The following is a 23,271-nucleotide window of genomic DNA, read 5'->3' as shown; positions in this document are numbered from 1 at the left end:
TCCTTCGTCATCACGCATCGGGCCACCCTGGAAGAGGGGCCCGAGCTCTACAAGACATTCCGCGACAAGCGGGACGGATGCATCAAGGTCGTCATGAAGCCTTGACGAAGCATGGATAATGGACACCCCGGGTGAATTGGACGGGTGTCCACACCGAGCTCGATTTCGGACTATCGTTCGAAATATCTGCGAATCTCAATTCAGCGGGTTTCCAGGGTCCTGAGGCATCGGTGGCGGCTGGCCCGGCGGCGGCGGGGGTGCAGGCTGTTCGGGCGGGAAGGGTGAAGGCGGATCGGCCTCATCAACGATCCTGCATGCCCAGTCTGAATTCTTCATATTCGGCTCGATCCTTCGAATGACAGGTCACGCCGGCAGATGCCGCATCGTGACGGACCCGATGAATAGCTGACTGAATATTTTCGGCAGCCGTCCTGGAAGGGGAGTCGCTGATCTGGCGACTCCCCTCGATATCCGTAACAGGGGAGGTCAGGCCGTCTTGTGCTGCGCCTTCGGATTACTCTCGCGCCCCGCGATCTCGGAGAGCAGAGCATCGGTCCGCTTCTCCTCTTCAAGAGTTTCGCCAAGTAATTTCTCGGCATCGGCCAGCCCGAGGTTGGCAGCCCACGCCTTCAGCGTCCCATACCGCGAAATCTCATAATGCTCGATGGCCTGGGCGCCCCCAATCAGGACCGCGTCCGCCGCTTCCGTCGTCCCGAAATCTTCGAGGTCCTCTTCCATTTCGGCCAGGATGCCCTGCGTCGCCTCGCAGGTCTTGGCACGGGGCGCCTTGCCGATGATTCCGAATACCTCATTCAGTCGTTCGACGTGATTGGCGGTCTCGGTTGCGTGGGTTTCGAACGCTTGCTTGAGTTCCGGGGCCTGAGCGGCGCGCACCGACTTCTTGAGCGCCTTCAGGATCTGCTTTTCGGCAAAATAAATATCCTTCAGCGTTTCATAAAACGCATCGGACAGAGTCTTCGCCTGGGTCGCCATGATGAGTTCCTTTCCATTTTTTACGCCACGCAAGGGATCAGAAAACGTCATACCGAATTGATTGTCCCGAAAGACCACCTGCGTATCTGCAATTTTTTCTTAAGACAGCGAAATCGTATCCGCAGGATACCAGCCGGCCCACTCGGGCGGTGCAACACCCTTCAGCAGGTATGCTTCCCGGCAGCCTTCGCATGTGGCGTCCGTCAGTCGCGCAGCACCAACGCCGCGGCGTTTGCAATCACGAATCGCTTTAAAAATACGCATGTCTTCATGAATAGTTTCTGGACATCGAGAGTTTCTCTCGACACTCCGACGTGCAGGCATTTCTCCACCATCGGCGGCTTCAGGCTCGTGGGCGGCAACGCCATCTTCCAGCCCGATATCATCTCTTTCGAGAGTCCTGCTTCCATCCTGTCGCGCCCGAACGGCGATAATGTCGCAGCCGAGATCGAAGAACGGATCGTTTTTCCGCAATCTTTCCGACACTATCTTCCATTGTCCGGAAATACGATATCCTCTGGCGAACTTCGAGGAAGGCAGCACGTTGCAGCAATCCTCACAGAAGGATCATATCATGCCAATTCTGCTGTGGCTTCTTGGCATTCCCATTCCGATCATCATTCTCGTTCTTCTGCTCTATCATTGAAAGAGTCCGCCATGCCCATATTGAGGGATGACATGGTTGCAATATCCCCACGCGTGGGGATATCGTGGGCAGCCGTTCTTGGTGGTGCCATCGTCGCGACGGCGGTGGCCATCATGTTGATGTCGCTTGGCTCGGGTCTTGGCCTCGCGTGGGTTTCACCTGTTTCCGAAAACAACCCATCCGGCATGACCTTTACCGTGGTGACCGCGATCTGGCTGATCGTGGTCCAGTGGGTTTCCTCGTTCTTCGGAGGATATCTGGCCGGTCGGCTGCGCCCGGCCGCGGGTGACGTTCATCGCCGCGAGGTCACGTTCCGCGATACCGCGGCCGGTTTCATCGCCTGGGCGGTCGCGGCCGTGCTCGTGGTCGGACTGGCGGGTTCAAGCGCGTGGTCGGTGGCCGGGGGCATCGGAAAAAGTGCCACTGCAACGGTCGCCGGCCTGGGGGCAGGCGCCCTCAGCCATTCTGCATCGAGTCCGAGCGACTACATGCTTGATACCCTATTTCGTACCACCCAACCGGACACATCGTCCTCCAGTCAGGACGTGAAATCCGAAGCCGGACGCATCCTGGCAACCGCTGCCACCGGCGAAATCACGCCGGCGGACCATGATTACCTGGCCCAGCTGGTCGCAACCCGAACGGGCATTTCGCCCGAGGACGCCGGAAAACGGGTGGATCAGGCGGTCGCCGCCGAGAGGGACGCCGTGGCAAAAGCCAGGCATATCGCCGACGTCACCCGTAAAGCCGTCTCTTCGTTCGCGCTCTATACATTCTTTTCCATGCTGATCGGGGCATTCATATCCTGTGTTTCCGGCGCGATCGGCGGCCGCCGCAGGGACGCTTTCTAAGCTGGCACACCCGACAACAGGCGGCACACCTCCCGCTCGCCTGTTGTCACCCTGGTGATGACGCACGCGGCACAGGTGCCACCGACGCGCGGCTTGACCGGGGCAGCGACGGGGGTGGTTGCGCGTGTCGTCAGTCACGCACCGTCGGGGTAGCCGGGGCCGCCAGCGTGGCGCTTCTCGGCCTGTGCTTCATCCGGCGGGTGGCCCCGCGGCGGCCACACGCCTGACGCGCCTCATTTCGGCAAGGCGAAAGCGACGACCTCATCGCCGTTCCGGGTCTGAAGGCCGCCATGTCCCCCCACCGCAAGCACCACGTACTGCCGCCCGTCCTTGCCCGTATAGGTCATCGGGGTTGCATTGCCGCCGGCGTCGAGTTCGGTCTCATAGAGGATGTTCCCATTCCGGCCATCGAGGACGCGGAACGCCTGGTCGGCCGTGGCCCCCATGAAGACCAGCCCGGTCGGGGTCGTCAGCGTGCCGCCCATGCTGAAGATGCCGGTTGGCAGACCGATGGGCATGCGCAGGGCATTGGTCGGGCCGACATTTCTGGTCGTGCCCAGGGCGCGTTCCCAGATCATCCGATGATGCACGAGGTCGATGGCCTGTGTCCTGCCCCAGGGCGGTACCAGGCACGGGGCCCCGAAGAGACCCAGCCAGGGCTTGACGACGGCGGCGTAAGGCAGGCCATGCTCGGGGTTATTCGTGAAGACCGGTTCGGGATAGGGCTGGTTCCAATCAGTCCACGGCTTGAACAGACCTTCCTTCACCGCCTTGTCGCGCGGGACGAGCTGCATGGTGAAGGGGATGTAGGTCGTGTTGACATACAGCACGCCGCGCGTGGGATCGATCGTTGCGCCGTACCAGTCGTCCACCCCATCGAACGCCGGGAAGCCGATCGTTCCCTGCAGGCTGGGGGGCGTGAACAGGCCATGGAAACTCATGCGCTTGAAGGCGATGCGGCAGGCCATCTGGTCGAACGGCGTGATCCCCCACAGGTCGTCCGTCGACGGGTCGGCCCGGCGCAGGTTGGGCATATCCGGCGAATAGGGCTGCGTCCGGGAATACCGTTCGTCCGCGATTGTGCCTCCCGGCACCGGTCGCTCTTCCACACGGTAGAACGGCTTGCCAGTGCGGCGGTCCAGCACGAAAAGCTCGCCCTGTTTGGTCGTCTGGACCAGAGCGGGCGTCATCTGTCCGGTGCGGTCCGGCAGATCCACCAGCGACGGGCCGACGGGCAGGTCGAAATCCCACAGGTCGTGATGGACGGTCTGGAAATGCCAGCGTTCCTGGCCCGTCGTGATGTCGAGCGCGACCAGCGACGTGTCATATTGTTCGTCGAAGGGGCGGCGCCTGACGCCATAATAGTCGGGCGTGGCGATGCCAAGCGGCACATAGACCATGTTGAGGCCGGGGTCGGCTGTATAGACGCCCCAGCCATTGGGGGTGCCGCGCGTGAAGATTTCACCGGGATTCAGCGAACGGTTGGCCGGCGTGTGCCCGATGTCCCATCCCCAGGCGAGCTGGCCGGTGGTCGCGTCGAAGCCGCGGATGACGCCCGAGGGTTCGCCCACGGTTTGGTTGTCGTAGACCCAGCCGCTGAGCATGATGCGATTATTCATCACCATCGGTGGGGACGTGATGAAATGAAATCCCGGTGGAACGACGCCCATGCCCTGCCGCAGATCGACGATGCCGTTCGTGCCGAAGGCCGGGCAAAGGCGGCCGGTATCGGCATCGAGCGCGAAAAGCGTCGGCGGCGAGCCGGAATCCGTCGAAATGATGCGATGCGGGCACGGCGATCCCGCAGGCGCCTCGAAATAGGAAACCCCGCGGCAGGCCTGATAGATATTCTGTCCGTAATTCCCGCCGGGGCTGTAGCGCCACACCTGCTTTCCGGTGGTGGCGTCCAGCGCCACGACATCGCGATGCGGCGTGCAGAAGACCAGATTGTCGCCGATCTTCAGCGGTGTGGCTTCGAAGCTGAATTCGCGGCCGCGCGCGTTCTCGCCGGGCCGTGGCAGGTCCCCGGTGTGGAAAACCCATGCGGGCTTGAGATTATGGGCATTTTCCGCCGTGATCTGGTTCGCGATGCCGAACCGGTCACCGGCCGAGGTACCCCCCATGTAGCGCCATTCATTGTTCGCCAGGGATTCGGCATTCGTCAACGTGCCGCCGCCCCGATCCGCTGGGAAGGGATTATGCTGGATGGTCCGCGATGCCGTGATGGCCCATCCGCAGGCGAACATGAACACGAACAACGCAGCGCAGCCGCCCATGCCGCCGAGCACGATCGCGTTGACGCGGATGCGGCCATTCGGGTCATTCATGCGCCCCCCGACCCAGGGGCCGAAAACCCACAGGCCGACGCCGGACGGCAAGGCCAGCGGCGGCATCAGGCGCCATCCATCCAAGCCTACCCGCGACAGGGCCCAGACCAGGGTATAGGCCAGCATGGCGGCATAGACCCAGAGCCCCACGCGTCGCCCCATGGCAATCAGAATGCCGCTGACAACCGTCAGCGCGCCTGCGATGGCGTAGTAACCGCTGTCACCCAGCAGGATCAGCCAGATGCCCGGAACCACGAGAGCCGCGCCGAGGAGGGCCAGCGCAGCCCCCGTGATCTGTATGAGGGCAGGTGTGGATCGCGATGGGAACAAGGCGGTTTCTCCTCGCTTGTCTTGGGTCAGGCACAGCATGACCCGATGGCCGGAGCGGCACGCCCGTCGCCGGCGGAAAGAGCAGGCCCCTTCGGAAATCCTGCTGTGTCGTTAGATGAGAATGATCGCCCCTGCCCCGCGGGTGCTGCCGCCATGCGCGAAAACCTGCCGGGCGGCGGTGCGGGACTGATTACTGGGCGAGATACCCGCCGTCGACGGGCAGGACGGCGCCGGTGATGAAGGACGCTTCGTCGGACGCCAGGAACAGGATCGCGCTGGCGACTTCTTCCGGCTTGCCCATCCGGCCGAGGGGATGCATCGAGATCACCTTTTCGATGCCTTCCTTGCCGAGCTGGGCCACGGCGGGCGTATCGATCGTACCCGGGGCAACGGCATTGACGCGCACGCCCTTGTCGGCAAGGTCGATGGCCAGGTGCTTCGTCAACCCGGACGCCACGAATTTCGCGGGCCCGTAGACGGCCTGGCCCTTCTGACCCGCGAACGCGGAAATCGACGACAGGCAGACGATGGCCCCCTTCCCGGCCTTAACCATCTCGGCCGCCGCATATTTGCAGCTCAGGAACATGCCACGCCCGTCGACAGCCATCGTGTGATCCCACAGATCAACGGTGGCCGAGGCCAGATCCGCCTCCGGGATGATGCCGGCATTGGCGATCAGGATATCGATCCGGCCGAAATGGCGAACGGCTTCGCACATCAGGAACTGGACGTCGGCTTCGCTGGAAACATCGCCGCGCACGCCGACAACATCGCTGCCTCCCGCCCCGATTTCCTCGACGAAGGCTCCCAGCTTCTCCCCATCGAGGTCGGCCAGGACCAGCCGCGCACCCTCGGCCGCGAAACGTTCCGCCGTGGCACGGCCCATGCCGTTGGCCGCCCCCGTGATCACGGCAACCTTGTCCTCAATCCGGCCGTGCGGCGGATTGCCGTGGTGTGTTTCATGTACGGGCATCTTCGTCTCCTGCGGTCTGCTGCGAATGCACGCCGAACGAGTGGAAGGCGATCCGGTTGACCTTCATTTTTCGATATCCGCCATATGCCGGCGCGATGTCCTGTCGGACGCCGTCTTGTCCGATGGACCGTCATGCTGCGGCAGGGTGAGCGGTTCCGGCAGATCCTGCGGCTCCTCCTCCGGTGACGGAGGCACGTCCGCATCGGGGTCCGGCCGGGCCTCGGGCGGCGAACTGACGCCCGGGGCCGGTCGGCGCTTCTCGTCGTCGCCGTGGTGCGAGGCGGCCGTTTCCGACGCGTGTCTCATGGTCATTCCCTCCGTCGTCATGAACCTCTGGAGGAAACGAGCCTTCGTCCATGGGGTTGCGACCGCCCCCCGATGCAACCCCGCAGACCGGCCGTCGGTCATGCATGTCCCGGTCGCCATTCCTTTGGGGCAGGCAGCAGGGATGTCATGACCTGGCGGGTCGTGTTTTTCAGGACGCTGCCGCGCTCCGGTTCCTCCGGCAGCATGGACAGGAAGACCTTCGCCCGTTGCAGCGTGATATGCGGCAGCAGCGGTGGCACGTTGGGGTCCGTCCGGGCCTCCAGGGTCACCGGCCGGTCGGCTGACAATGCCGCGTCCCAGGCAGCGCCGACCTTTGCGGGGTCATCCGCATAGATGCCCCGGAGGCCGATCAGTTCCGCGTATTTATGGTAGGGAAAATCCGGAATGCTCTGCGTTGCCTCCGTCTTGCCGACGCCTCCCTGGATACGTTCTTCCCACATGACCTGACTGAGGTCAGGACGTTCATGGTTGATCTCCTGTTCCCACGCAAAAGCCGTTCGACGCCCTGATGATTTTCCCGGGGACAACCGCTGCCCGTGCCGCGCGTTCCGGCGACGCGAAGTGCGGGCGCCGCGACCGGCGCGTGATCGTGACATCGATTCAGATAGCCGGAGCAGGCACGCTCCTTTAAAATCGCGGCAGCTTTCCGGATGTAGGCATCATGCTCATCACCATCAACGGACAGGGCATGGAGGTCGCGCTGGATCCGCGCACCTCATTGCTGGACCTGCTGCGCGAGCATCTCGAACTGCATGGGACCAAGAAGGGCTGCGATCAGGGGGCGTGCGGCGCCTGCACCGTGCTGGCGGATGGCGAGCGCATCCTGTCCTGCCTGGCGCTGGCCGTGCAGTATGAAGGCCGGTCCATCAGCACGGTGGAAGGGTTGGCCGACGACGGCAGGCTTCATCCGTTGCAGCAGGCCTTCATCGACCATGACGGGTTCCAATGCGGCTATTGCACGCCGGGACAGATCTGTTCGGCGATCGGGATGGCGGCTGAAATCGGGCGCGGTGTGCCCAGCGCCGTCACGGCCGACCTTGCGGCCACGACGATCCCACCCACCCGCGACGAACTGCGCGAGCGGATGAGCGGCAATTTATGCCGCTGCGGCGCGCATAACGGCATCATCGACGCAATCACAGAAATCTATAGCGCGGAGGCGGCAGAATGACCCCGTTCAGCTACGCCCGCGCGGGCGATGCCGCCACCGCAACCGGGCTGGGCATGGCCGAAGGGGCCAAATATCTTGGCGGCGGGACGAATCTTGTCGATTTGATGCGCGAGACGATCGAGCGTCCCGACAGGCTCGTCGACGTGACGGGTCTTTCACGCATGATCGCAGAACGCGACGATGGCAGCCTGATGATCGGGGCGGCGGTGCGCAACACCGCCGTTGCCGAGCATCAGGCGGTCCGGGAACGCTACCCCGTCCTGGCGCGCGCAATTCTTTCCGGCGCCAGCGGGCAGATTCGAAACATGGCGACGGTGGGCGGCAACATCCTCCAGCGGACGCGCTGCGCCTATTTCTACGACGATGCCGCGCGGTGCAACAAACGCGTGCCAGGGGCGGGTTGCGATGCGATCGACGGCTTCAACCGCACCCATGCGATCCTGGGCGCGTCACCCGCCTGTGTCGCGACGCATCCCTCCGACATGTGCGTGGCCCTCGCCGCGCTGGGCGCGGTCGTCCATCTCGAAAATACGGCTGGCGCCCGCACCCTGCCACTGGTCGATCTGCACCGCCTGCCCATGGGCCGGCCGGAGGTCGAGACGCTGCTGGAACCGGGCGAGCTGATCACCGCGATCGAACTGCCCCCGCTGCCCTGGGCGGTTCGCTCGACCTACCGCAAGGTGCGCGATCGGGCCAGCTACGCCTTCGCCCTGGTGTCCGTTGCGGCAGTACTCGACCGGTCCGGGGATGGGATGGTCCGCGACGTGCGCCTGGCCCTGGGCGGCGTCGCGCACAAGCCGTGGCGGGCATTCGCCGCCGAGGCCGCGTTACGCGGTCGGCCGGCGAGTGAAGCGTGCTTCCGGGCCGCGGCGGAAGCCGAACTCGCGGACGCGGCGCCCCTGCGCGACAATGGGTTCAAGATCGAGCTGGCCAGGCGGACGATTGTCGCCGTGTTGAACGAGCTGGCGGGAGAAACGGCATGACCACGATCCGGGATGCCGCCCAAAAACTGATGCAGACCGCCATCGGCCTGGCGCCGGAACGCTGGCTGCCCGGCGGGACACCGGACCCGCTGATCGGCAGGCACGGTGCGATCGGCAGTTCCGTGCCGCGCATCGATGGTCCGCGCAAGGTGAAGGGGGAGGCGCGCTTTGCCGCCGAGGTACCGGCCGGGAACATGGTCTATGCGGCGCTGGTCTATTCGACGATCGCGCGCGGTCGCATCGCGACCCTCGATACGGACGCGACGCAGGCGGTGCCCGGCGTCGTGCTGGTCATGACCTACCGTAACGCGCCGCGCATGGCGCCGCCCGCCCTCTTCATGTCCGATCCCCGTGCGGCGGGGGCAAGCAGCCTGCCGGTCATGCAGGATGACACCATCCACTGGAACGGCGAACCGATCGCGGTGATCCTGGCCGAAACCCAGGAACAGGCGGACCATGCCGCCACGCTGGTACGCGTCACGTACACGAAGGAGACGGCAAGCACATCCTTCGACGCCGCCACGGCCCAGGCGCACCGGCCCGACAGCGTGCTGGGCGAGCCGGCGGTGATCGAAATCGGGAACGCCGAGGCGGCCCTCGCCGAAGCGGCGCATCAAATCGACCGGACCTACCATACCCCGCGCCACAGCCATGCCGCGATCGAACCCCACGCGGCAACTGTCTGGTGGGAAGCCGACGGGCGGCTGGTCGTCCATGACGCGACCCAGATGCTGAACGGCACGCGCTGGACCCTCGCGGGCATCTTCGGTCTGAAGGAAGAACAGATCCGCATCCTCTCCCCGTTCGTGGGGGGCGGCTTCGGCGGCAAGACGCTGTGGAATCACCAGATCCTGGCGATCGCCGCATCCCGGCTTTCGGGCCGGCCGGTCCGTGTCTCCCTGTCGCGCGAAGGCGTGTTCCGCGTCTCCGGCGGCCGCACCACGACGCGGCAGCGCGTGGCGCTCGGCGCCCGGGCGGACGGCACGCTTTCGGCGCTGATCCACACCGGGATCGCCGCCATGACGGCCTATAACAATTGCCCCGAACAGTTCAGCTTCCCCGCCCGGCATCTCTATGCCGCCGACAGCTTCAAGCTGGAGCAGAAGGTGGCGGACCTGGACATGGTCGCCAACACTTTCATGCGCGCACCGGGGGAATCCATCGGCACGTTCGCGCTGGAATCCGCGATCGACGAACTGGCGGACAGCATGGGGCTGGATCCGATCGAACTGCGGCGCCGGATCGAACCCGTGAAAGACCCGACATCGGGCCACGCCTTTTCGGCGCGGCATCTGCTGGACGCCTATGCGCGGGGTGCCGAACGATTCGGCTGGTCGGCGCGCAACCCCACGCCGCGCGCGCGCCGCGAGGGCGAATGGCTGATCGGCATGGGCGTCGCCACCGCGACCTATCCCTATTACCGCATGCCCGGGGGCGCCGCACGGATCACGCTGACGCGCGAGGGTCAGGCCCGCGTCGCGATGGCGAGCCACGAGATGGGAATGGGCACCGCCACCGTGCAGGTGCAGGCCGCGGCCGACCGGCTCGGCCTGCCCATCGCGCACGTCACCTTCGCCTATGGCGATACGGCGCTGCCGCCGGGCACCATCGCGGGGGGGTCGTCGCAGACGGCGTCCATCGCCGCCGCGGTGACCGCCGCGAGCGAAAAGCTGGTTCCGGCGCTGCTGAAGCTCGTCGGGAATGATTCGCCGCTGGCCGGGCTGAGAGCGGGCGATGTCGAGGCACGCGACGGCGGCCTGGGTCACAGGAGCCTTCCCGAGCGGTTCGAGAGCTATGCCTCCATCCTGTCACGCGCGAACCGCGACGAGATCTCGGCCGAGGCCGAAGCGCCGATGCCTCTCGAGGTTCAGAAATACGCGATGCATTCCTATGGCGCGCAGTTCTGCGAGGTCCGGGTGAACGCGGTGACGGGCGAAACGCGCATCAGCCGCTTTCTTGGCTCCTTCGATGCGGGCCGCGTCCTCAATCCCCGTACCGCCGCGAGCCAGTTCCGCGGCGGCATCATCATGGGTCTCGGCCTCGCGCTGACCGAAGAGACGCTGTTTGACGCGCGCACGGGCCGGATCATGAACCCGAGCCTCGCGGACTATCATGTGCCCGTCCATCTGGACGTGCCCCAGATCGACGTGATCTGGACCGACTCTCCCGATCCCCATGCGCCGCTTGGCGCGCACGGCATCGGGGAAATCGGCATCACCGGGGTCGGTGCGGCGGTCGCCAATGCCGTCTACAACGCGACGGGACGGCGCATCCGCGACCTGCCGATCACGCTGGACAAGCTGCTGTGAGCAGGCTGACCAGGAGCGCCTCTCAAAACCATGTCACGAGGGCGCGGAAGATGCAGTGGCGCATATGTTCGAATCACGATGGATGTCGATCCCGCCTGGACGAACGACTGCGGATCCGCCCTTCGGTCCCTACCCTGCCCGAAGGACAAGGCGCAGGACCGAATCAGCCAACTCCACGCTGACGGGGCCGGACCAGACCTGCTCAACCAGTTCGGTTTCGACGACGGCAGGCGAAATCGCATTGGTCGTGAAACCGTGCGGCCCCCATTCGAAGGCCGGAACTTTTGTCTGGCCGAGGGTACCGGCCTTGCTGGCCGCGTAAGCCGCGTGTCCATACAGGAGCGACCAGGGCGGCCCGGGATGCGATGTTCACGATCCCGCCAAGGCCCTTTCCGCACATATGCGGGCCGGAGTCCTGCCGAGATCAACCGGCCGCGCGCCGTGGACGTGCGTCCGGCCGGACATGCCAGCGCACGCAGATCCACGGCAGGACCGGAGCCACGCGGCTCCGGCCCCATTGATTTACTCGGCGGCAATGCGGCAGATACCTACATCCCCGCCGGCATTCACGGTTTCCGTTTTCGTGGCCATGATCGTCCGGATCTGTGGGCTCACGGCAGGAAGCGTTCTATCTTACAGCCCGGCTTCGACCTTTGCCGACGCGCCACTGCGTTCACCAAGCTTGACCTCGCGCTTGCGGATCATGGCTTCGTTTGCCTTGCCACGCGCCTGAACTTCGAGCGCACGCCGTGCTTCCGCCTCGGCCTCGGCGGCCGGCAGGACGAGAACGCCGCTCTCATCGGCCAGGACGTAGTCACCCGGCTGCACAACGGCACCGCCGATAGAGACGGGAACATTCATCCGCCCGCCGAGATCGTACAGACGGGTCGTGATCGGCGCGATGCCGGCCGCCCACATCGGCAGGTCGGATTCCTCGATTTCCGCTAGGTCGGTCACGGGACCGTCGACGACGCCGGCCGTGGCACCGGAAGCCTTGACTGCCGCGGTCACCCCGCCACCCCAGCACGCATAGCGATCATCGCCCAGCCGGTCGACAAGCAGGATGTCGCCAGGACGCAGCAGGCCCGCAGCATGGTGAAGCAATGTTGAATCCGGCCCGGCAATCGCGAGCGTAACGGCCGTCCCGACGACATGCTTGCCGCGCAGCATCGGCTGGATCCGCCGATTGCAGAATCCCATCAGGCGCCAGTGCCCGATTGTAGCCGTCTCGACGCCCGAGAGAAGATCCACGACCTCGGAACTGCACTGGGCCGGCATCGGATTTACGACGTATTTCGGAAGCATATGGAAATTCCTCGAAATTTAAGTTGATTGTTCGTGATGAGGTGCAGAGAGAGGGTTCTGCGGATTGACGAACAGGACGGCAAGCATTCCCATCAGGCCGCACAGGAGAACGATGTAGCCGATCACGTTCCAGTTGCCATGTGCCGCCTGAACAAGATACGCCCCCACCACGGGGACCAGGGCGCTGGCCCCGTTCCCGAGAAGCTGTGTCCAGCCGACAAGAAGCCCTGCGTTTTCGCGTCCAAGATCCTGAATGGATGTCCAGACGCAGACCTGCCCTGCTCCGATCATGAAGAGCGACAGGCACATGAAGGCGACTGCCATGGTTGCCGAACCGGCCTGTAGAGCCAGATACTGGCACAGACTCGACCCGGCCACGCCTGCAATCCCCAGCGGGATACGTGCCGCCCACAGGCCCGAGAAGCGTCGCGAAAAAAAGTCGCTTGCCGCGCCGCAGAGGATAACGGACCCATAAAGAAACATGAAGGAAAGCGACGAGCTTCGTCCCATTTCAGTCGGTGTCAGATGGCGCACGTCCGTAAGATACAGCGGCATCAGGGTTGTGAAAAAGCTCTGAATCCCGAGAAGGAAAAAATAGGTCAGGCCGATGGCAAGGCATTGCGGCTTCAGAAACCACAGCGCCGTGCGAAAAATCGGACCTGAAGCCCTGCGTTTCGGAGCGTCGGCCTTCAGGTCCTTGCGCTGCGTCCAGAGGACGATCGCACCAAGGCCGAGCCCCAGGGCGCCAAGAGCGTAGAAGCACCACTGCCATGTCCCAAAGCTCAGGAAGCTGACACAGATCGGTCCGCCGATCACCATCCCGAAATAGAGACCGGACAGCAATGCCGAACTCGCCCGTCCCCGAAGCTCGACGGGAAAGCGGCTGCGGATCATCATGACACTTGCCGCCCAGTCGGGCGACTGGAAGACGCCCATGGCAAAGCGGGCGACCGACAGCCCTACGATGGTCGATGCAAGTGGCAGGGCCATGACCGACAGGGACCAGCTCAGGCAGGCAAGGCCAAGCATGAGCGGCGGCCCCAGACGCTGGCACAGCCAGCCTGCCGGGATCTGACTGAGTGCGTAGGACGCAACGGCAACCGATAGCACATCCGTCGTCTGGGCCACCGTGAGGTGATAATGATCGCGAATGGTCGGTGCCAGCACCACCATGGCCTGCTTGTCCACGGCCATCAGCACCGCGGACGGCACGATCAGGCCGAACAGAACTGCCCATGAAACGCCGGAGGCGCCTTTCGAGGAGCCTCGGTTCAGCATGGGCAGGCCATCACACCCGCACAGGCCGGGACAGGCATCACAGGTCTACCGAGGCCGTCATCATCGCGGCGAACGGCGCCGAGAGGTAGTACGACGGCGCGCTGCCACTGATGGTCGTGCCGTAAATCCCTTTCGTCGGGTTCGCGTTCGTGGTGACGCCCGCCAGGCTGCCAAGATATTTGACATTCGTCAGGTTGTTGAAGTTCAGGCGGACAATCGGGTTCCGGAGGAACCGATAGGATGGAAAATGATAGCCAAGCCCGACATCGACGGTCTTGTAGGCCGGCATGCTCTGGTCGTTCATGAATGTGGAGTATTGGGAATCAACCCACTTGAACGAAAGGTCGAAAAAGAACGGACCCTTGGTATAGTTGAGTCCCAGGTTGAACATGTATTTCGGACTTTCCACCATCTGCTTCCCCTTTGTGGGAAGCAGATCGTTTCCGACCATCATGTTGTTCCCCATGCGGGTGTGCAGATACTGCCCGTTCAGGTAGGCCTGCAGCCCCCAGTAGCGATGGGTCGAGACCTCGGCTGCGATGCCCTGGATGGTCTCTCCGCCGGCAGAAATCGACTGCCCGACCAGGGAGCCATTGATGATCTGCAGCGATGAAACCTGATGATTCGTCAGATTCGTATTGAACAGGCTCAGGTCGGCATTGAACATCCCGTAGTAGCGGAATCCGATCTGTTCACCGATCGAGTACTCAGGCTTCGTCTGCACATTTCCGGCCTGGGAATAGCCGCCCGTGGAAAGATTGTACTTGTTGACGTAGGTCGTGGCCGCAACCGGCATGCGCGAATTGGTGGTCGCGTTGAAATAGACCTGCATGTGCCGGTTGACGTCATAGGAAATGCTCACGCGCGGCATGGGTTCGCTGATCGCGGCGGAGAACTTGTACTGGGGACCGGGCACCTGATCCGTGCCGGAAGCGTAGTACATCAGCTCCTTGAAGCCGGCGCTGAGCTGAAGCTTGTTGTTGAAGAACGACTGTGTGTCGCCAACGAAGAACTGGTTTGTGTCGGTGGCGATCTGGAAACGGCTTCCGGAAATCGCCTGGCCTGCCGTGTCCAGAAGAGGATATTGCCCCTGCAGGCTCTCGGTCAGACCCTGCTGGTTCATGAGCGCCAGGCTGGTATCCGACTTGCCGTTCCAGCTGTCATGCCAGTAGCCGAACATGAAGTGATTCGTCTTGGTGATGTCGTATTCGATGTAGGCGTTCACGCCGGTCTGGTACTGCGTCGTCGGACCGACCGACGCGGCTGCAAGCTTTCCCCCCTGCAGATAGCTTGAGTCGAACACGGGCGTCACGAGCTGGTCGCCGTTGTACACAGACGCCGGGTTCAACGTCGTCTGGCCGGGGCTGTTATAATAGGTGTAGCGGAAATAGGGCGTGAAATGGAATGTCAGCTTGTCTGTCAGCTGGAACTTGTTCTGTAGTGAAAGAAGAACCGACTGCCGGTTGTAGACGTTGCTCGGCCAGTAGTTGGTCGTCGTGCCGGGTGTATAGCTGCCCGCATAGGTGTACGCGCTGAAACCATTTCCAGCGGCATTGGCTTTTTCCCAGTTGGCAAGCGATATCGGCGCAATGCGGGAGTTGACCCATCCGGTGTAGGACATGAACAGCGAACTGAAGGAGTTCGGCGCCCAGTCCTTGTGCAGCTTGAGATCGACATGCTGCCTCTGGTTCCGCCCGCTGCCGATGAAGTTGTCGGCCCCGGAATAGGAATACGAAACGAACGCCTTGACGCCGGTGTTTCCGATATAACCCGTATCAAAACGCCCGAAGGCGCGCTGCCCGCGATACGATCCGGCGGAATAGGTCAGCTTTCCTCCCATCCTGTCCGAAGGCGTACGAACCGTTTCGTAAAACTCGCCGCCGGAAGCACTGATGATCGGATCCTGAAGGCGTGAGTTGCCCGAAATCAGGGTAACCTCGGCAATGTTCTCGTTATCCGCATATGTTTCCGTATAAGGAAAATATGACATCATGTCCGTGCCCGGAACGCCTTCGACGGAAAAGCCCATTTCCGTCTGGTCCAGACCGCGAACAGACATGAAGTTCCGGATGGAGAGCCCGTAGGCGTCACTCGTGCCGAAGTTGGCGCCAGGCATGGTCGACATCAGCTGGAGCGGGGATGCAGCCGCCAGCTTCTGCGCGATCGCCGCCTCGGTAACCGAATACACACTTTCCGGAGCCCTCTGGTGCTTCATCAGGCCGCCCCCGATGTTGCGCGTGTGCGTAACGGCAATTTCCTCGGGGTTGACAACGCCATTGCCGCCGTCACGCGGCGCGGCCGCCTGAGATGACCGGGCCGGAGCCGGCGAGGCATGCCTGGTGACAGCCGGTGTCCTGTGCGCATCGGCAACGCTGTCGGTGTGTGCGGCAGCCTGCGCCTGGGTGGCGGAAAGACACCCGCCCAGGGCGAGCGCCGTGAGTGACGCGCCGTTTACAAGAACCGACTTTCGAGAGGCTTTTCTCACATTTTCCCCACTTCGCAGTAAGATTCCAGCAAATCGAGCCATCGCCACATTCTGCGGCCGCTCCACGTTCCGGGAGTGACGTGACCGACGTGATAGATGATGACCGTTTGGCTATTTCAGAATGACCGATCGGTCCGTTTCAACATCGTATTGGGATCCGGATCGACACATCAAACATTTTTTTTTGTTCAATCGATAAGAAATTTCTATCAACAGCCCTGCTTGGTGCCTAAACAGGAGGTTGCAGTGTCTGTTCGGTCACGGTGGTTGCGCGATGAACATGAAATTTCTCGAAGCCTTTCTGGCCGTCAGCCGGTTCCGGAGTTTTCGTCAGGCTGCGGAGGTCTGCCACATTTCCCAGGCGGCTATCTCGAGCCGGATTGCCGCCCTGGAGGCGGATCTCGGCTGCACGCTTATCAATCGGCAAGGCAGGGAATTCGCGCTCACCAGCGCCGGGAGATGCCTTATTCCTCACGCGGAGGCTCTTCTGCAGGCGCGTGAAGTCATGAAGCAGGAGGTGCGCGCCGCGGGAAACGGCGTTCGGACCGTACACATCGGCGCGGTCGGCAGCCTGGCGGGCAGCATCCTGCCGCGTGTGAGCCGGCAGGTTGCAAGTCTCGCATCGGGCCTGAGGCTGAGTGTCCATACGGCAGAGTCCGGAGAGGTCGTCCGGATGCTCCGCGAGAGAAGGATTGATATCGCAATGGCCCGGGCCGGCCTGTCCACGCGCGGATTTTCTGCCGAACCGCTCTGCTCGTTTCCGATGTACTGGATCGGGTCCGCAGCGCTTGCGGCCGACGGCCCATCGCTTTTTTCGAAAAGGAAACTCGCCTGCAAGCCTATCGTCTCATATTCTCCGACATCGCCGGGTCATCAATCCATCCTGCATTATTTCGGCAGGGAACGCGCGGCAGACCTGCGTCTGAATCATGCCGATTCCCTGGCAATGCTCGTACATCTGCTTCGGAATGGTCTTGGCATCGCGCCGATCCCGGCAGTGGCTGTTCTCGATGAGCTTGCAAGCAGCCAGCTTCGTATCCTGCCGACCGAGGAGGCCTTCCCCACGGTGCACTACGAACTCTATGTCGGAGACACGAGAACGAGCGAAGATGTCATGACGCTTGCGGCCCTTGTCCGTCGGGAAGTCGAGGCGTTCTGCAATGAACTGCCAGACGAACATGCGGTCCTGAGCTGACCCGAAGGGGCTTGTTTTGGCCTCCTGGTGATTTGTGGGTCTCATCCAAAATTTGACCGTACGGTCAATTTTATTGGCGTGTGGCGTGTCATTCATCCTCTCGGGATTATGATGCCGCGATTATGGATGCCGGCGTCGTCGGCTGCGCCACCTTCCGCGAATGCTCCCTCGCGGCCCCGAACAATGTGCTCAAAAAGAGGACCGGAACCCCCGCTGTGCTCGAACTGTCCACCAGACCCGGCGCTCTGTCCATCGCCGGGACCGAGGAAATGAGACGCCTCTCCGTCACATGGCGAATTGTCCCGCCAAGGGGCCCCTGGCGCTTTCGGCCCTGGCTGCGTTCGATCGATTGACCGATCAGGCGCGCTTCTTCTGCCCGATCGGAAGATCCTGCGGTGAGCAATTGCACGGCCCGTTCACGGCATGGGCATGCCCGGCGCCCGGCGCGAGACCGTCCGCAGGACTTTGCCGACCTTGATGCGCATGGTCTCCTGCGTCGCCGTGCCTGACGGTGTCAGGGCACCGGCCGTCGTCACCCGCGAGGAGCCGTTCCCTTGCGTCGACAGAGACCGTCGATGCCGACGCACGGCCGCTTCCATCATCGAGCCGGGCGAAACGCGGGCGATCGGCACCAGAGGTACAACGGCTGCTTCGCACCGGCTCCGCGTCCCGATGTCGAGTTGACAATCGTCATCAATTCATTCCGTATTGCGGTTATTCTTTCAAATGCGGCGGCCCGACGCGATATCTATCTTCCCGACGGCGCATTCAGAGCGGAAACGCAATAGACGATGGGCACATCCTGTCTTGACCAATTGGACAATCTTCATGCCGATCATGCTGGCCTGGGCATTGGTGCGATCAGCGAAAGCGGTGAACTGACGGATCACGATCCACAAGAAGCACAGTTCGGCCAGGCAATGATCGTCCGGACCCATCGTACGACCGTCCTTGCCGTCAGCACCACATTCGACAACTCCGCGCTCACGAAACCCTGCGGATTCACCGATGCAAACGGGATTGCCTCCGGCAATTTTCCGCCGGAAGAATTCAGGCGTCTGGCCGACCGCCACGACGTCGATCTGCTGGCCGCCTCCTAGTCCACCTTCCCCGAGCTTCCGAAAGACACAGCCATGATCATGCGCCCCAACTCGATCGAGGCCCGCGATGCAGCGAGCCAGATGCATCCGATGGTCAATTTTCGCCAGTATGAAAAATCTGGCGGCCTTGTGATCGAATCGGGCGAAGGCATCTATGTCTTCGACAATAGCGGCAAGCGTTATATCGAGGCCATGGCCGGCCTCTGGTCGGTGGCGGTCGGGTTCAGCGAGCCACGTCTCAAGGAAGCCGCCTGCGCGCAGATGGACAAGCTTCCGTATTATCACACTTTTTCCTACAAGACGCACGGTCCGTCCATCGAACTGGCCGAGAAACTGCTCGAACTCGCTCCCGTCCCGATGTCCAAGGTTCACTTCACCTCTTCGGGCTCGGAAGCCAACGACCTGACCTGCAAGATGGTCTGGTATCGTTCGAACGCGCTGGGCAAGCCCGACAAGAAAAAAATCATCGGTCGCGAAAAGGGATATCACGGCGTCACCATCGCCGCCGGTTCAATCACCGGACTGCCGCTGAACCATGGAAGCTTCGACCTGCCGCTGGACAGGATGAAGCACACTTCCTGCCCCTCCTATGTCCATTTCGGCCGCCCGGGAGAGACCGAGGCCGAATTTACCCGGCGTATGCTTCAGGATCTTGAGGACCTCATCGAGCGTGAAGGTCCCGAGACCATTGCGGCCTTCTGGGGGGAGCCCGTGATGGGGGCTGGCGGCGTCCTGATTCCGCCGGCCGGATACTGGGAAGGCGTGCAGAAAATCCTGCGCAAGCACGATATTCTGCTCGTTGCCGATGAAGTGATCTGCGGCTTTGGCCGCACCGGCAAGATGTTCGGCTGCCAGAGCCTGGGTATCGAGCCTGACGCCCTGGTGGTTTCCAAGCAGATCTCGTCGTCATACATGCCGATTTCGGCCATTCTGGTAAACGATCGGTTCTATCAGCCAATCGCAGATGAATCCGCACGCATCGGCAGCTTCGGACACGGTTTCACCGCATCCGGTCACCCTGTCGCCGCCGCCGTTGCGCTGGAGAACATCCGGATCATCGAAGAGCGTGACCTCGTGGGGAATGCCGCCGCACTGTCGGGACAGTTCAAGGCGGGTCTCGAAAAGCTGGCGGAACACCCGCTGGTCCATTCCTCGCGTTCACTGGGCCTGATCGGTGCCCTCGAAATTCATCCGTGGCCCGACCTTCCGGCCTCAACCGCGGCGAAGGCCGTTGCTGCAATGGTCGAGGAAGAGGGCGTGATCTGTCGCAGCGTGGGCGAAGCGCTCTGTTTCTGCCCGCCCCTGATCATCACGGGCGACCAGCTCGACGATCTCTTCGCAGCCGTTGGCCGCGCTCTGGATCGCCTCGCCGCAGAACGGCCGGCTGCTGGGTGAAGCCGAGTACATACCCTATGGAAGAGGCCCACTGAGACCCGGCGCATCTACCGCTTTGGCTGCGACAAGACGCCGGCCGCAGGCCAGGCGGCGTCGCGTCACCGATCGTCCTCTGGCAGCAGCGGCCGGCGCGCAAATGCTCGCCGCGGAAGGCAATACCTTCGCGTGCTGCCGCGGCCTCCTGCCTGCCTGCGCTGACCATTGTCAGCGCCGATGACGGTCTATGTCCCTGCAGGGGCGTGCCTCATCTACGCTTGTCGTCAGATTAGCACATCGTCATCGATGCATTTGTCCTGCGCTATGTCCTTGATGACCGCCATGATCTACGCACCCGTTTCCGAAGAGCCGACGCATTCCCTGGACGTCGCGGGGCACCGCTGAAACAAATTGAGACTTCCTCCCGATAGAAACACAGCGCATGCGTGAGGAGCCTTCAGACGGGACAGAGACATGCGCAAAGTCAATCGAACGACGCACCGGGACCGGCGTGCGACCGTGAAGAAAATGCCCCTGTTATTCGCCCTGGCCCTACCCGTCGCCGCATTAGATTACGGTTTCGGCACGGCAGGCTCCATGCCGGCGGCCAGAGCGGACACCGTGTCGGACACTGAAACGCAGGCTGTGACCATTGCCGCGACGGCTTTCCTGAACACGCTCGGCGCCGATCAGCGCGCAAAACTGTTGTTCCCCTTCACACCGCAAAAGACAGCCACGGTTGCCAGGTTCGCCAGAAACAGCCCCGGGGGAGGATTTGTGGGCGGTCCCGGAGGGGATCATCGTGGTCCCGATGGCGGTCCCGGAGGCCGTCCCGGCCCTGGAGATCGTCCCGGCATGGGTCCGCCCGGCGGTTTCGTCGGCGAGAAATATGGTGCTGCGGTCTGGTCGAACTATCCGGTCAGCGACGTGCCGCGCCCCGGTCTGCGGCTGAGCAGCCTGACCGCTTCGCAACGCGCCGCCGCCATGCATTTGTTCCAGGTATTGCTCAGCCCCAAAGGCTACCGGAAAATACTCGACATCATGGGTTCCGACCAGGCCCTGTCAGAAGCCGGCCAACCTTTCGCCTCCGGTCGGGATGTCTATACGATCGGCATTTTCGGCACGACCGGTGCCGGCGCGCCTTGGATGATCCAGTTCGGCGGCCATCATCTGGGCCTCAATGTCGTGATTGCAGGGACATCCGGCGTGATGACACCCACCCTGACGGGCGCCCAGCCCTCCGTCTACACGGAAAACGGAAAGATTGTGCGCGTGCTCGCGGGTGAGAACGACAAGGCATTCGCCTTGCTGGACGCTCTGGATGATACGCAGCGCAAGCAGGCAATCCTGAACTATGCAATCGGCGACCTGGTGCTCGGGCCGGGCCATGATGGAGAGACGATCGTGCCGGAAGGGCTGAAAGCCTCGGCAATGACGACGCAGCAACGCGCATTGCTGCTGGACGTGATTTCGGAATGGGCCGGCATCGTGAACGACATTTATGCCAGGCCCCGCATGGAGGAGATCAAGGCCGGTCTGAACGACACTTATTTCGCCTGGAGCGGCCCCACCACCCATGAGCCAGGCCGGAACGGCTCGTCCTACTACCGCATCCAGGGGCCGAAGCTGGTCATCGAATTCTCACCACAGGGCGTGGGGGGTGACCCGACCATGCATGTCCACACCATTTACCGCGATCCAACGAATGATTACGGCCATGCCCTGACGCTTCCATGAGGGCGCGCCTGCTCGTCCTCGCTGCCGCCCTGGGAGGGTTGGCAGGCCTGGCAACACCCGCCCTCGCCCATCGGCTGGATGAGTATCTGCAGGCGGCGACGATCGCCGTGGAGAAGGACCATGTCACGGCAAAGCTTCGCCTGACCCCTGGCATCGATGTCGCCCCGAAGGTGCTGGCCGGTATCGACCCCAACGGCGATGACCTCGTCTCGACGGCCGAACAACAGGCCTATGCGGCGCAGGTCCGACAGGATCTGTCCCTGGCGATCGACGGCCACGCCGCGCCCCTTCGGCTGGTCTCCTCATCCTTTCCGCCCAAGGACGCGATACGGAACGGTGTCGGCGAGATCGTGCTCGGGTTCGAGGCCTGCATGCCGTCGGGCGGCTCGACACATGAACTGACATTCGAAAACCGTCACGACAGCGCGCTCGCAGTCTACCTCGTCAATACCTTGCTGCCGCGCGATCCGGACATCCATATCCTTAGGCAGGAGCGGTCTTACAATCAGTCCACCTATCGGCTGGCGTTCGCGCTGGATACCCCCGTGGTCCGACTGGCTCCGAGCGAAACATCGGGCGTACAGCGGCAATCCCGGTGGCAGAATGCCCTGCCCATTGTCCAAACCTTCTTCTGGCACGGCATTCACCACATCCTCACCGGCTACGATCACCTGCTGTTCATCAGCGCCCTGGTGCTCGGGGCCGCGACGCTATGGGATCTGGTCAAGGTCGTGACCGCCTTTACGGTGGCGCATTCGATCACCCTGACGCTGGCGGCCTTGAACCTCATCCATCTGCCCGACGCCGTCGTCGAGCCACTGATCGCGGCGAGCATCGTCTTCGTGGCGGTGCAGAATATCGTATTGCCTGATCAGACACGGGGGCGGACCCGGCTCGCCGCGGCGTTCGTCTTCGGCCTCTTCCATGGACTGGGCTTCGCCGGCGGCCTGCTCGACCTCATGCATCAGATGCCGAAGGGAACGATCCTGCTGGCAATCCTCGGCTTCAGCCTCGGCGTCGAGGCCGGGAACCAGATGGTGCTGCTACCCTTGTTCGGTCTCCTGAAGGCTGTCCGCCATTCACCATCCGACACCAGGCCGCGCGCCCCTCTCGCGCGCACGTTCCAGCGCACCGGGTCAGCGGGGATTGCGGTGGCCGGCCTGTATTATCTCTGCATCGCGCTGACGAGCAGTACCTGAGCAGGCAAAAAACCGCTGACGTCGTTCCACCGCCAATGGATGAAAGACCGCATCGATACCAATCTATAGTGAGGAAACCCAGCGTCGGAATAGAACAAACGCTCATTCCACGCTGAGGCCGCCTTGGCCTTCACTGTCGGCTCCTTCTCGTGCACGAATCGTGAGCTTTCGATCAGGAAGGAGCATTCGCCTTGTCTTGAATCAGTTTTTTTCAAAAAGAGATGATATATCTTTGAATGCCTTGAATTCGAGCGCATTTCCGGCGGGGTCGAAGACAAACATCGTCGCCTGCTCGCCAGGTTGTCCCTGAAAACGAACGTACGGCTCCATGCCGAAGCGCACATTCGCGGCCTTCATGCGCGCCGCCAGCACGTGCCAGGACTCCATGTCCATAACCACACCAAAATGCGGGATCGGTACATTGTGGCCGTCAACCGCACCACCGCAATCGGTGGGCTTCGGTGCCGTCAGGACTTTGTGCGTGACAATCTGGTTCCCATAGAGGTCGAAGTCGATCCAGGTCTCGCTGCTGCGCCCTTCGGCGCACCCCAGGACCGTTCCGTAGAAATGACGAGCCGCATCAAGATCGTCGACTGAAAATGCGAGGTGAAAAGGTTTCGACATCGGTCCGCTCTGTCAGAGTGATTGGATATAGCTAAAGATAGACGGCAATCTGCCCGAACGCGCGGCA

Annotated in this window: 19 protein-coding genes and 1 pseudogene; 9 read left to right on the top strand and 11 right to left on the bottom strand. The window is 62.6% G+C overall.

What is annotated here, in order from left to right; genetic code table 11:
* Nucleotides 1–486: 486 nt before the first annotated feature.
* Both HLH28_RS16060 and HLH28_RS16055 read right to left on the bottom strand, forming a co-directional pair.
* Nucleotides 487–993: a YciE/YciF ferroxidase family protein gene (locus tag HLH28_RS16060; protein ID WP_182961044.1), complete on the bottom strand. Its 507-nt coding sequence runs from the start codon at nt 991–993 to the stop codon at nt 487–489.
* 99 nt (nt 994–1,092) lie between these two features.
* A complete protein-coding gene (locus tag HLH28_RS16055) occupies nt 1,093–1,536 on the bottom strand; it encodes a hypothetical protein (protein WP_182961060.1) in 444 nt (147 codons plus the stop codon).
* Nucleotides 1,537–1,671: 135 nt separating this feature from the next.
* Here HLH28_RS16055 and HLH28_RS16050 point away from each other — a divergent pair, with 135 nt between their 5' ends.
* Complete coding sequence (locus HLH28_RS16050) at nt 1,672–2,490, top strand: hypothetical protein (RefSeq protein WP_220790139.1); 819 nt, start codon at nt 1,672–1,674, stop codon at nt 2,488–2,490.
* A gap of 233 nt (nt 2,491–2,723) precedes the next feature.
* On the opposite strand, the gene HLH28_RS16045 is transcribed toward HLH28_RS16050, so the two are convergent.
* From HLH28_RS16045 to HLH28_RS16030, 4 genes and pseudogenes are all read right to left on the bottom strand, one after another.
* Nucleotides 2,724–5,147 (bottom strand): membrane-bound PQQ-dependent dehydrogenase, glucose/quinate/shikimate family, encoded by a 2,424-nt coding sequence (locus HLH28_RS16045; RefSeq protein WP_408869860.1) that lies wholly within the window; start codon nt 5,145–5,147, stop codon nt 2,724–2,726.
* A 190-nt stretch (nt 5,148–5,337) separates the two neighbouring features.
* Entirely contained in the window at nt 5,338–6,120 is a 783-nt protein-coding gene (locus HLH28_RS16040) for an SDR family NAD(P)-dependent oxidoreductase (protein WP_182961040.1), read from the bottom strand.
* 63 nt (nt 6,121–6,183) lie between these two features.
* A complete protein-coding gene (locus HLH28_RS16035; RefSeq protein WP_182961038.1) occupies nt 6,184–6,426 on the bottom strand; it encodes a hypothetical protein in 243 nt (80 codons plus the stop codon).
* A 98-nt stretch (nt 6,427–6,524) separates the two neighbouring features.
* Nucleotides 6,525–6,902: pseudogene (locus HLH28_RS16030) on the bottom strand (thiamine pyrophosphate-requiring protein); the annotation flags it as partial.
* A 206-nt stretch (nt 6,903–7,108) separates the two neighbouring features.
* Between HLH28_RS16030 and HLH28_RS16025 the strand changes: the two are divergent.
* Genes HLH28_RS16025 through HLH28_RS16015 form a run of 3 tightly spaced genes read left to right on the top strand, consistent with a single transcriptional unit; the run spans nt 7,109 to nt 10,910 of the window.
* Nucleotides 7,109–7,618, top strand: a complete 510-nt coding sequence (locus HLH28_RS16025) for a 2Fe-2S iron-sulfur cluster-binding protein (protein WP_182961036.1) — start codon at nt 7,109–7,111, stop codon at nt 7,616–7,618.
* The gene (locus HLH28_RS16020) at nt 7,615–8,601 is read left to right on the top strand and encodes an FAD binding domain-containing protein (protein ID WP_182961034.1); all 987 of its coding nucleotides are present in this window, start codon (nt 7,615–7,617) and stop codon (nt 8,599–8,601) included. The genes HLH28_RS16025 and HLH28_RS16020 overlap by 4 nt, the downstream gene beginning before the upstream one ends.
* Entirely contained in the window at nt 8,598–10,910 is a 2,313-nt protein-coding gene (locus tag HLH28_RS16015) for a xanthine dehydrogenase family protein molybdopterin-binding subunit (protein ID WP_182961032.1), read from the top strand. The genes HLH28_RS16020 and HLH28_RS16015 overlap by 4 nt, the downstream gene beginning before the upstream one ends.
* Before the next feature lie 129 nt (nt 10,911–11,039).
* Here HLH28_RS16015 and HLH28_RS16010 read toward each other — a convergent pair whose 3' ends face one another.
* The 4 genes from HLH28_RS16010 to HLH28_RS15995 all read right to left on the bottom strand — a co-directional run bounded on the left by HLH28_RS16010 (nt 11,040) and on the right by HLH28_RS15995 (nt 16,020).
* The gene (locus tag HLH28_RS16010; RefSeq protein WP_246396294.1) at nt 11,040–11,249 is read right to left on the bottom strand and encodes an SDR family oxidoreductase; all 210 of its coding nucleotides are present in this window, start codon (nt 11,247–11,249) and stop codon (nt 11,040–11,042) included.
* Nucleotides 11,250–11,543: 294 nt separating this feature from the next.
* A complete protein-coding gene (locus tag HLH28_RS16005) occupies nt 11,544–12,188 on the bottom strand; it encodes an RraA family protein (protein ID WP_275943744.1) in 645 nt (214 codons plus the stop codon).
* Between the two features lie 45 nt (nt 12,189–12,233).
* Nucleotides 12,234–13,493, bottom strand: coding sequence for an MFS transporter (locus HLH28_RS16000; protein ID WP_182961028.1), 1,260 nt, complete (start codon nt 13,491–13,493; stop codon nt 12,234–12,236).
* 37 nt (nt 13,494–13,530) lie between these two features.
* Nucleotides 13,531–16,020, bottom strand: coding sequence for a TonB-dependent receptor (locus HLH28_RS15995; protein WP_182961019.1), 2,490 nt, complete (start codon nt 16,018–16,020; stop codon nt 13,531–13,533).
* 232 nt (nt 16,021–16,252) lie between these two features.
* Between HLH28_RS15995 and HLH28_RS15990 the strand changes: the two genes are divergently transcribed.
* The 5 genes from HLH28_RS15990 (at nt 16,253) to HLH28_RS15970 (ending at nt 22,580) form a co-directional block, all read left to right on the top strand.
* Nucleotides 16,253–17,173: a LysR family transcriptional regulator gene (locus HLH28_RS15990; RefSeq protein WP_182961018.1), complete on the top strand. Its 921-nt coding sequence runs from the start codon at nt 16,253–16,255 to the stop codon at nt 17,171–17,173.
* A gap of 791 nt (nt 17,174–17,964) precedes the next feature.
* Nucleotides 17,965–18,273 (top strand): DeoR/GlpR transcriptional regulator, encoded by a 309-nt coding sequence (locus HLH28_RS15985; protein ID WP_182961017.1) that lies wholly within the window; start codon nt 17,965–17,967, stop codon nt 18,271–18,273.
* Between the two features lie 33 nt (nt 18,274–18,306).
* On the top strand, nt 18,307–19,668 hold the full coding sequence (locus HLH28_RS15980) for an aspartate aminotransferase family protein (RefSeq protein WP_182961016.1): 1,362 nt from the start codon (nt 18,307–18,309) through the stop codon (nt 19,666–19,668).
* A gap of 573 nt (nt 19,669–20,241) precedes the next feature.
* A complete protein-coding gene (locus HLH28_RS15975) occupies nt 20,242–21,381 on the top strand; it encodes a DUF3500 domain-containing protein (protein ID WP_246396291.1) in 1,140 nt (379 codons plus the stop codon).
* Entirely contained in the window at nt 21,378–22,580 is a 1,203-nt protein-coding gene (locus HLH28_RS15970; protein WP_182961015.1) for a HupE/UreJ family protein, read from the top strand. The genes HLH28_RS15975 and HLH28_RS15970 overlap by 4 nt, the downstream gene beginning before the upstream one ends.
* Nucleotides 22,581–22,781: 201 nt before the next feature.
* Here HLH28_RS15970 and HLH28_RS15965 read toward each other — a convergent pair whose 3' ends face one another.
* On the bottom strand, nt 22,782–23,204 hold the full coding sequence (locus HLH28_RS15965) for a VOC family protein (protein WP_182961014.1): 423 nt from the start codon (nt 23,202–23,204) through the stop codon (nt 22,782–22,784).
* Between the last annotated feature and the right edge of the window lie 67 nt (nt 23,205–23,271).

The sequence above is a fragment of the Gluconacetobacter tumulisoli genome (assembly GCF_014174155.1).
GTDB classification, from domain to species: domain Bacteria; phylum Pseudomonadota; class Alphaproteobacteria; order Acetobacterales; family Acetobacteraceae; genus Gluconacetobacter; species Gluconacetobacter tumulisoli.
Note: the sequence above shows the minus strand (reverse complement) of the source record. Positions and strands in the feature narration are given on the sequence as shown.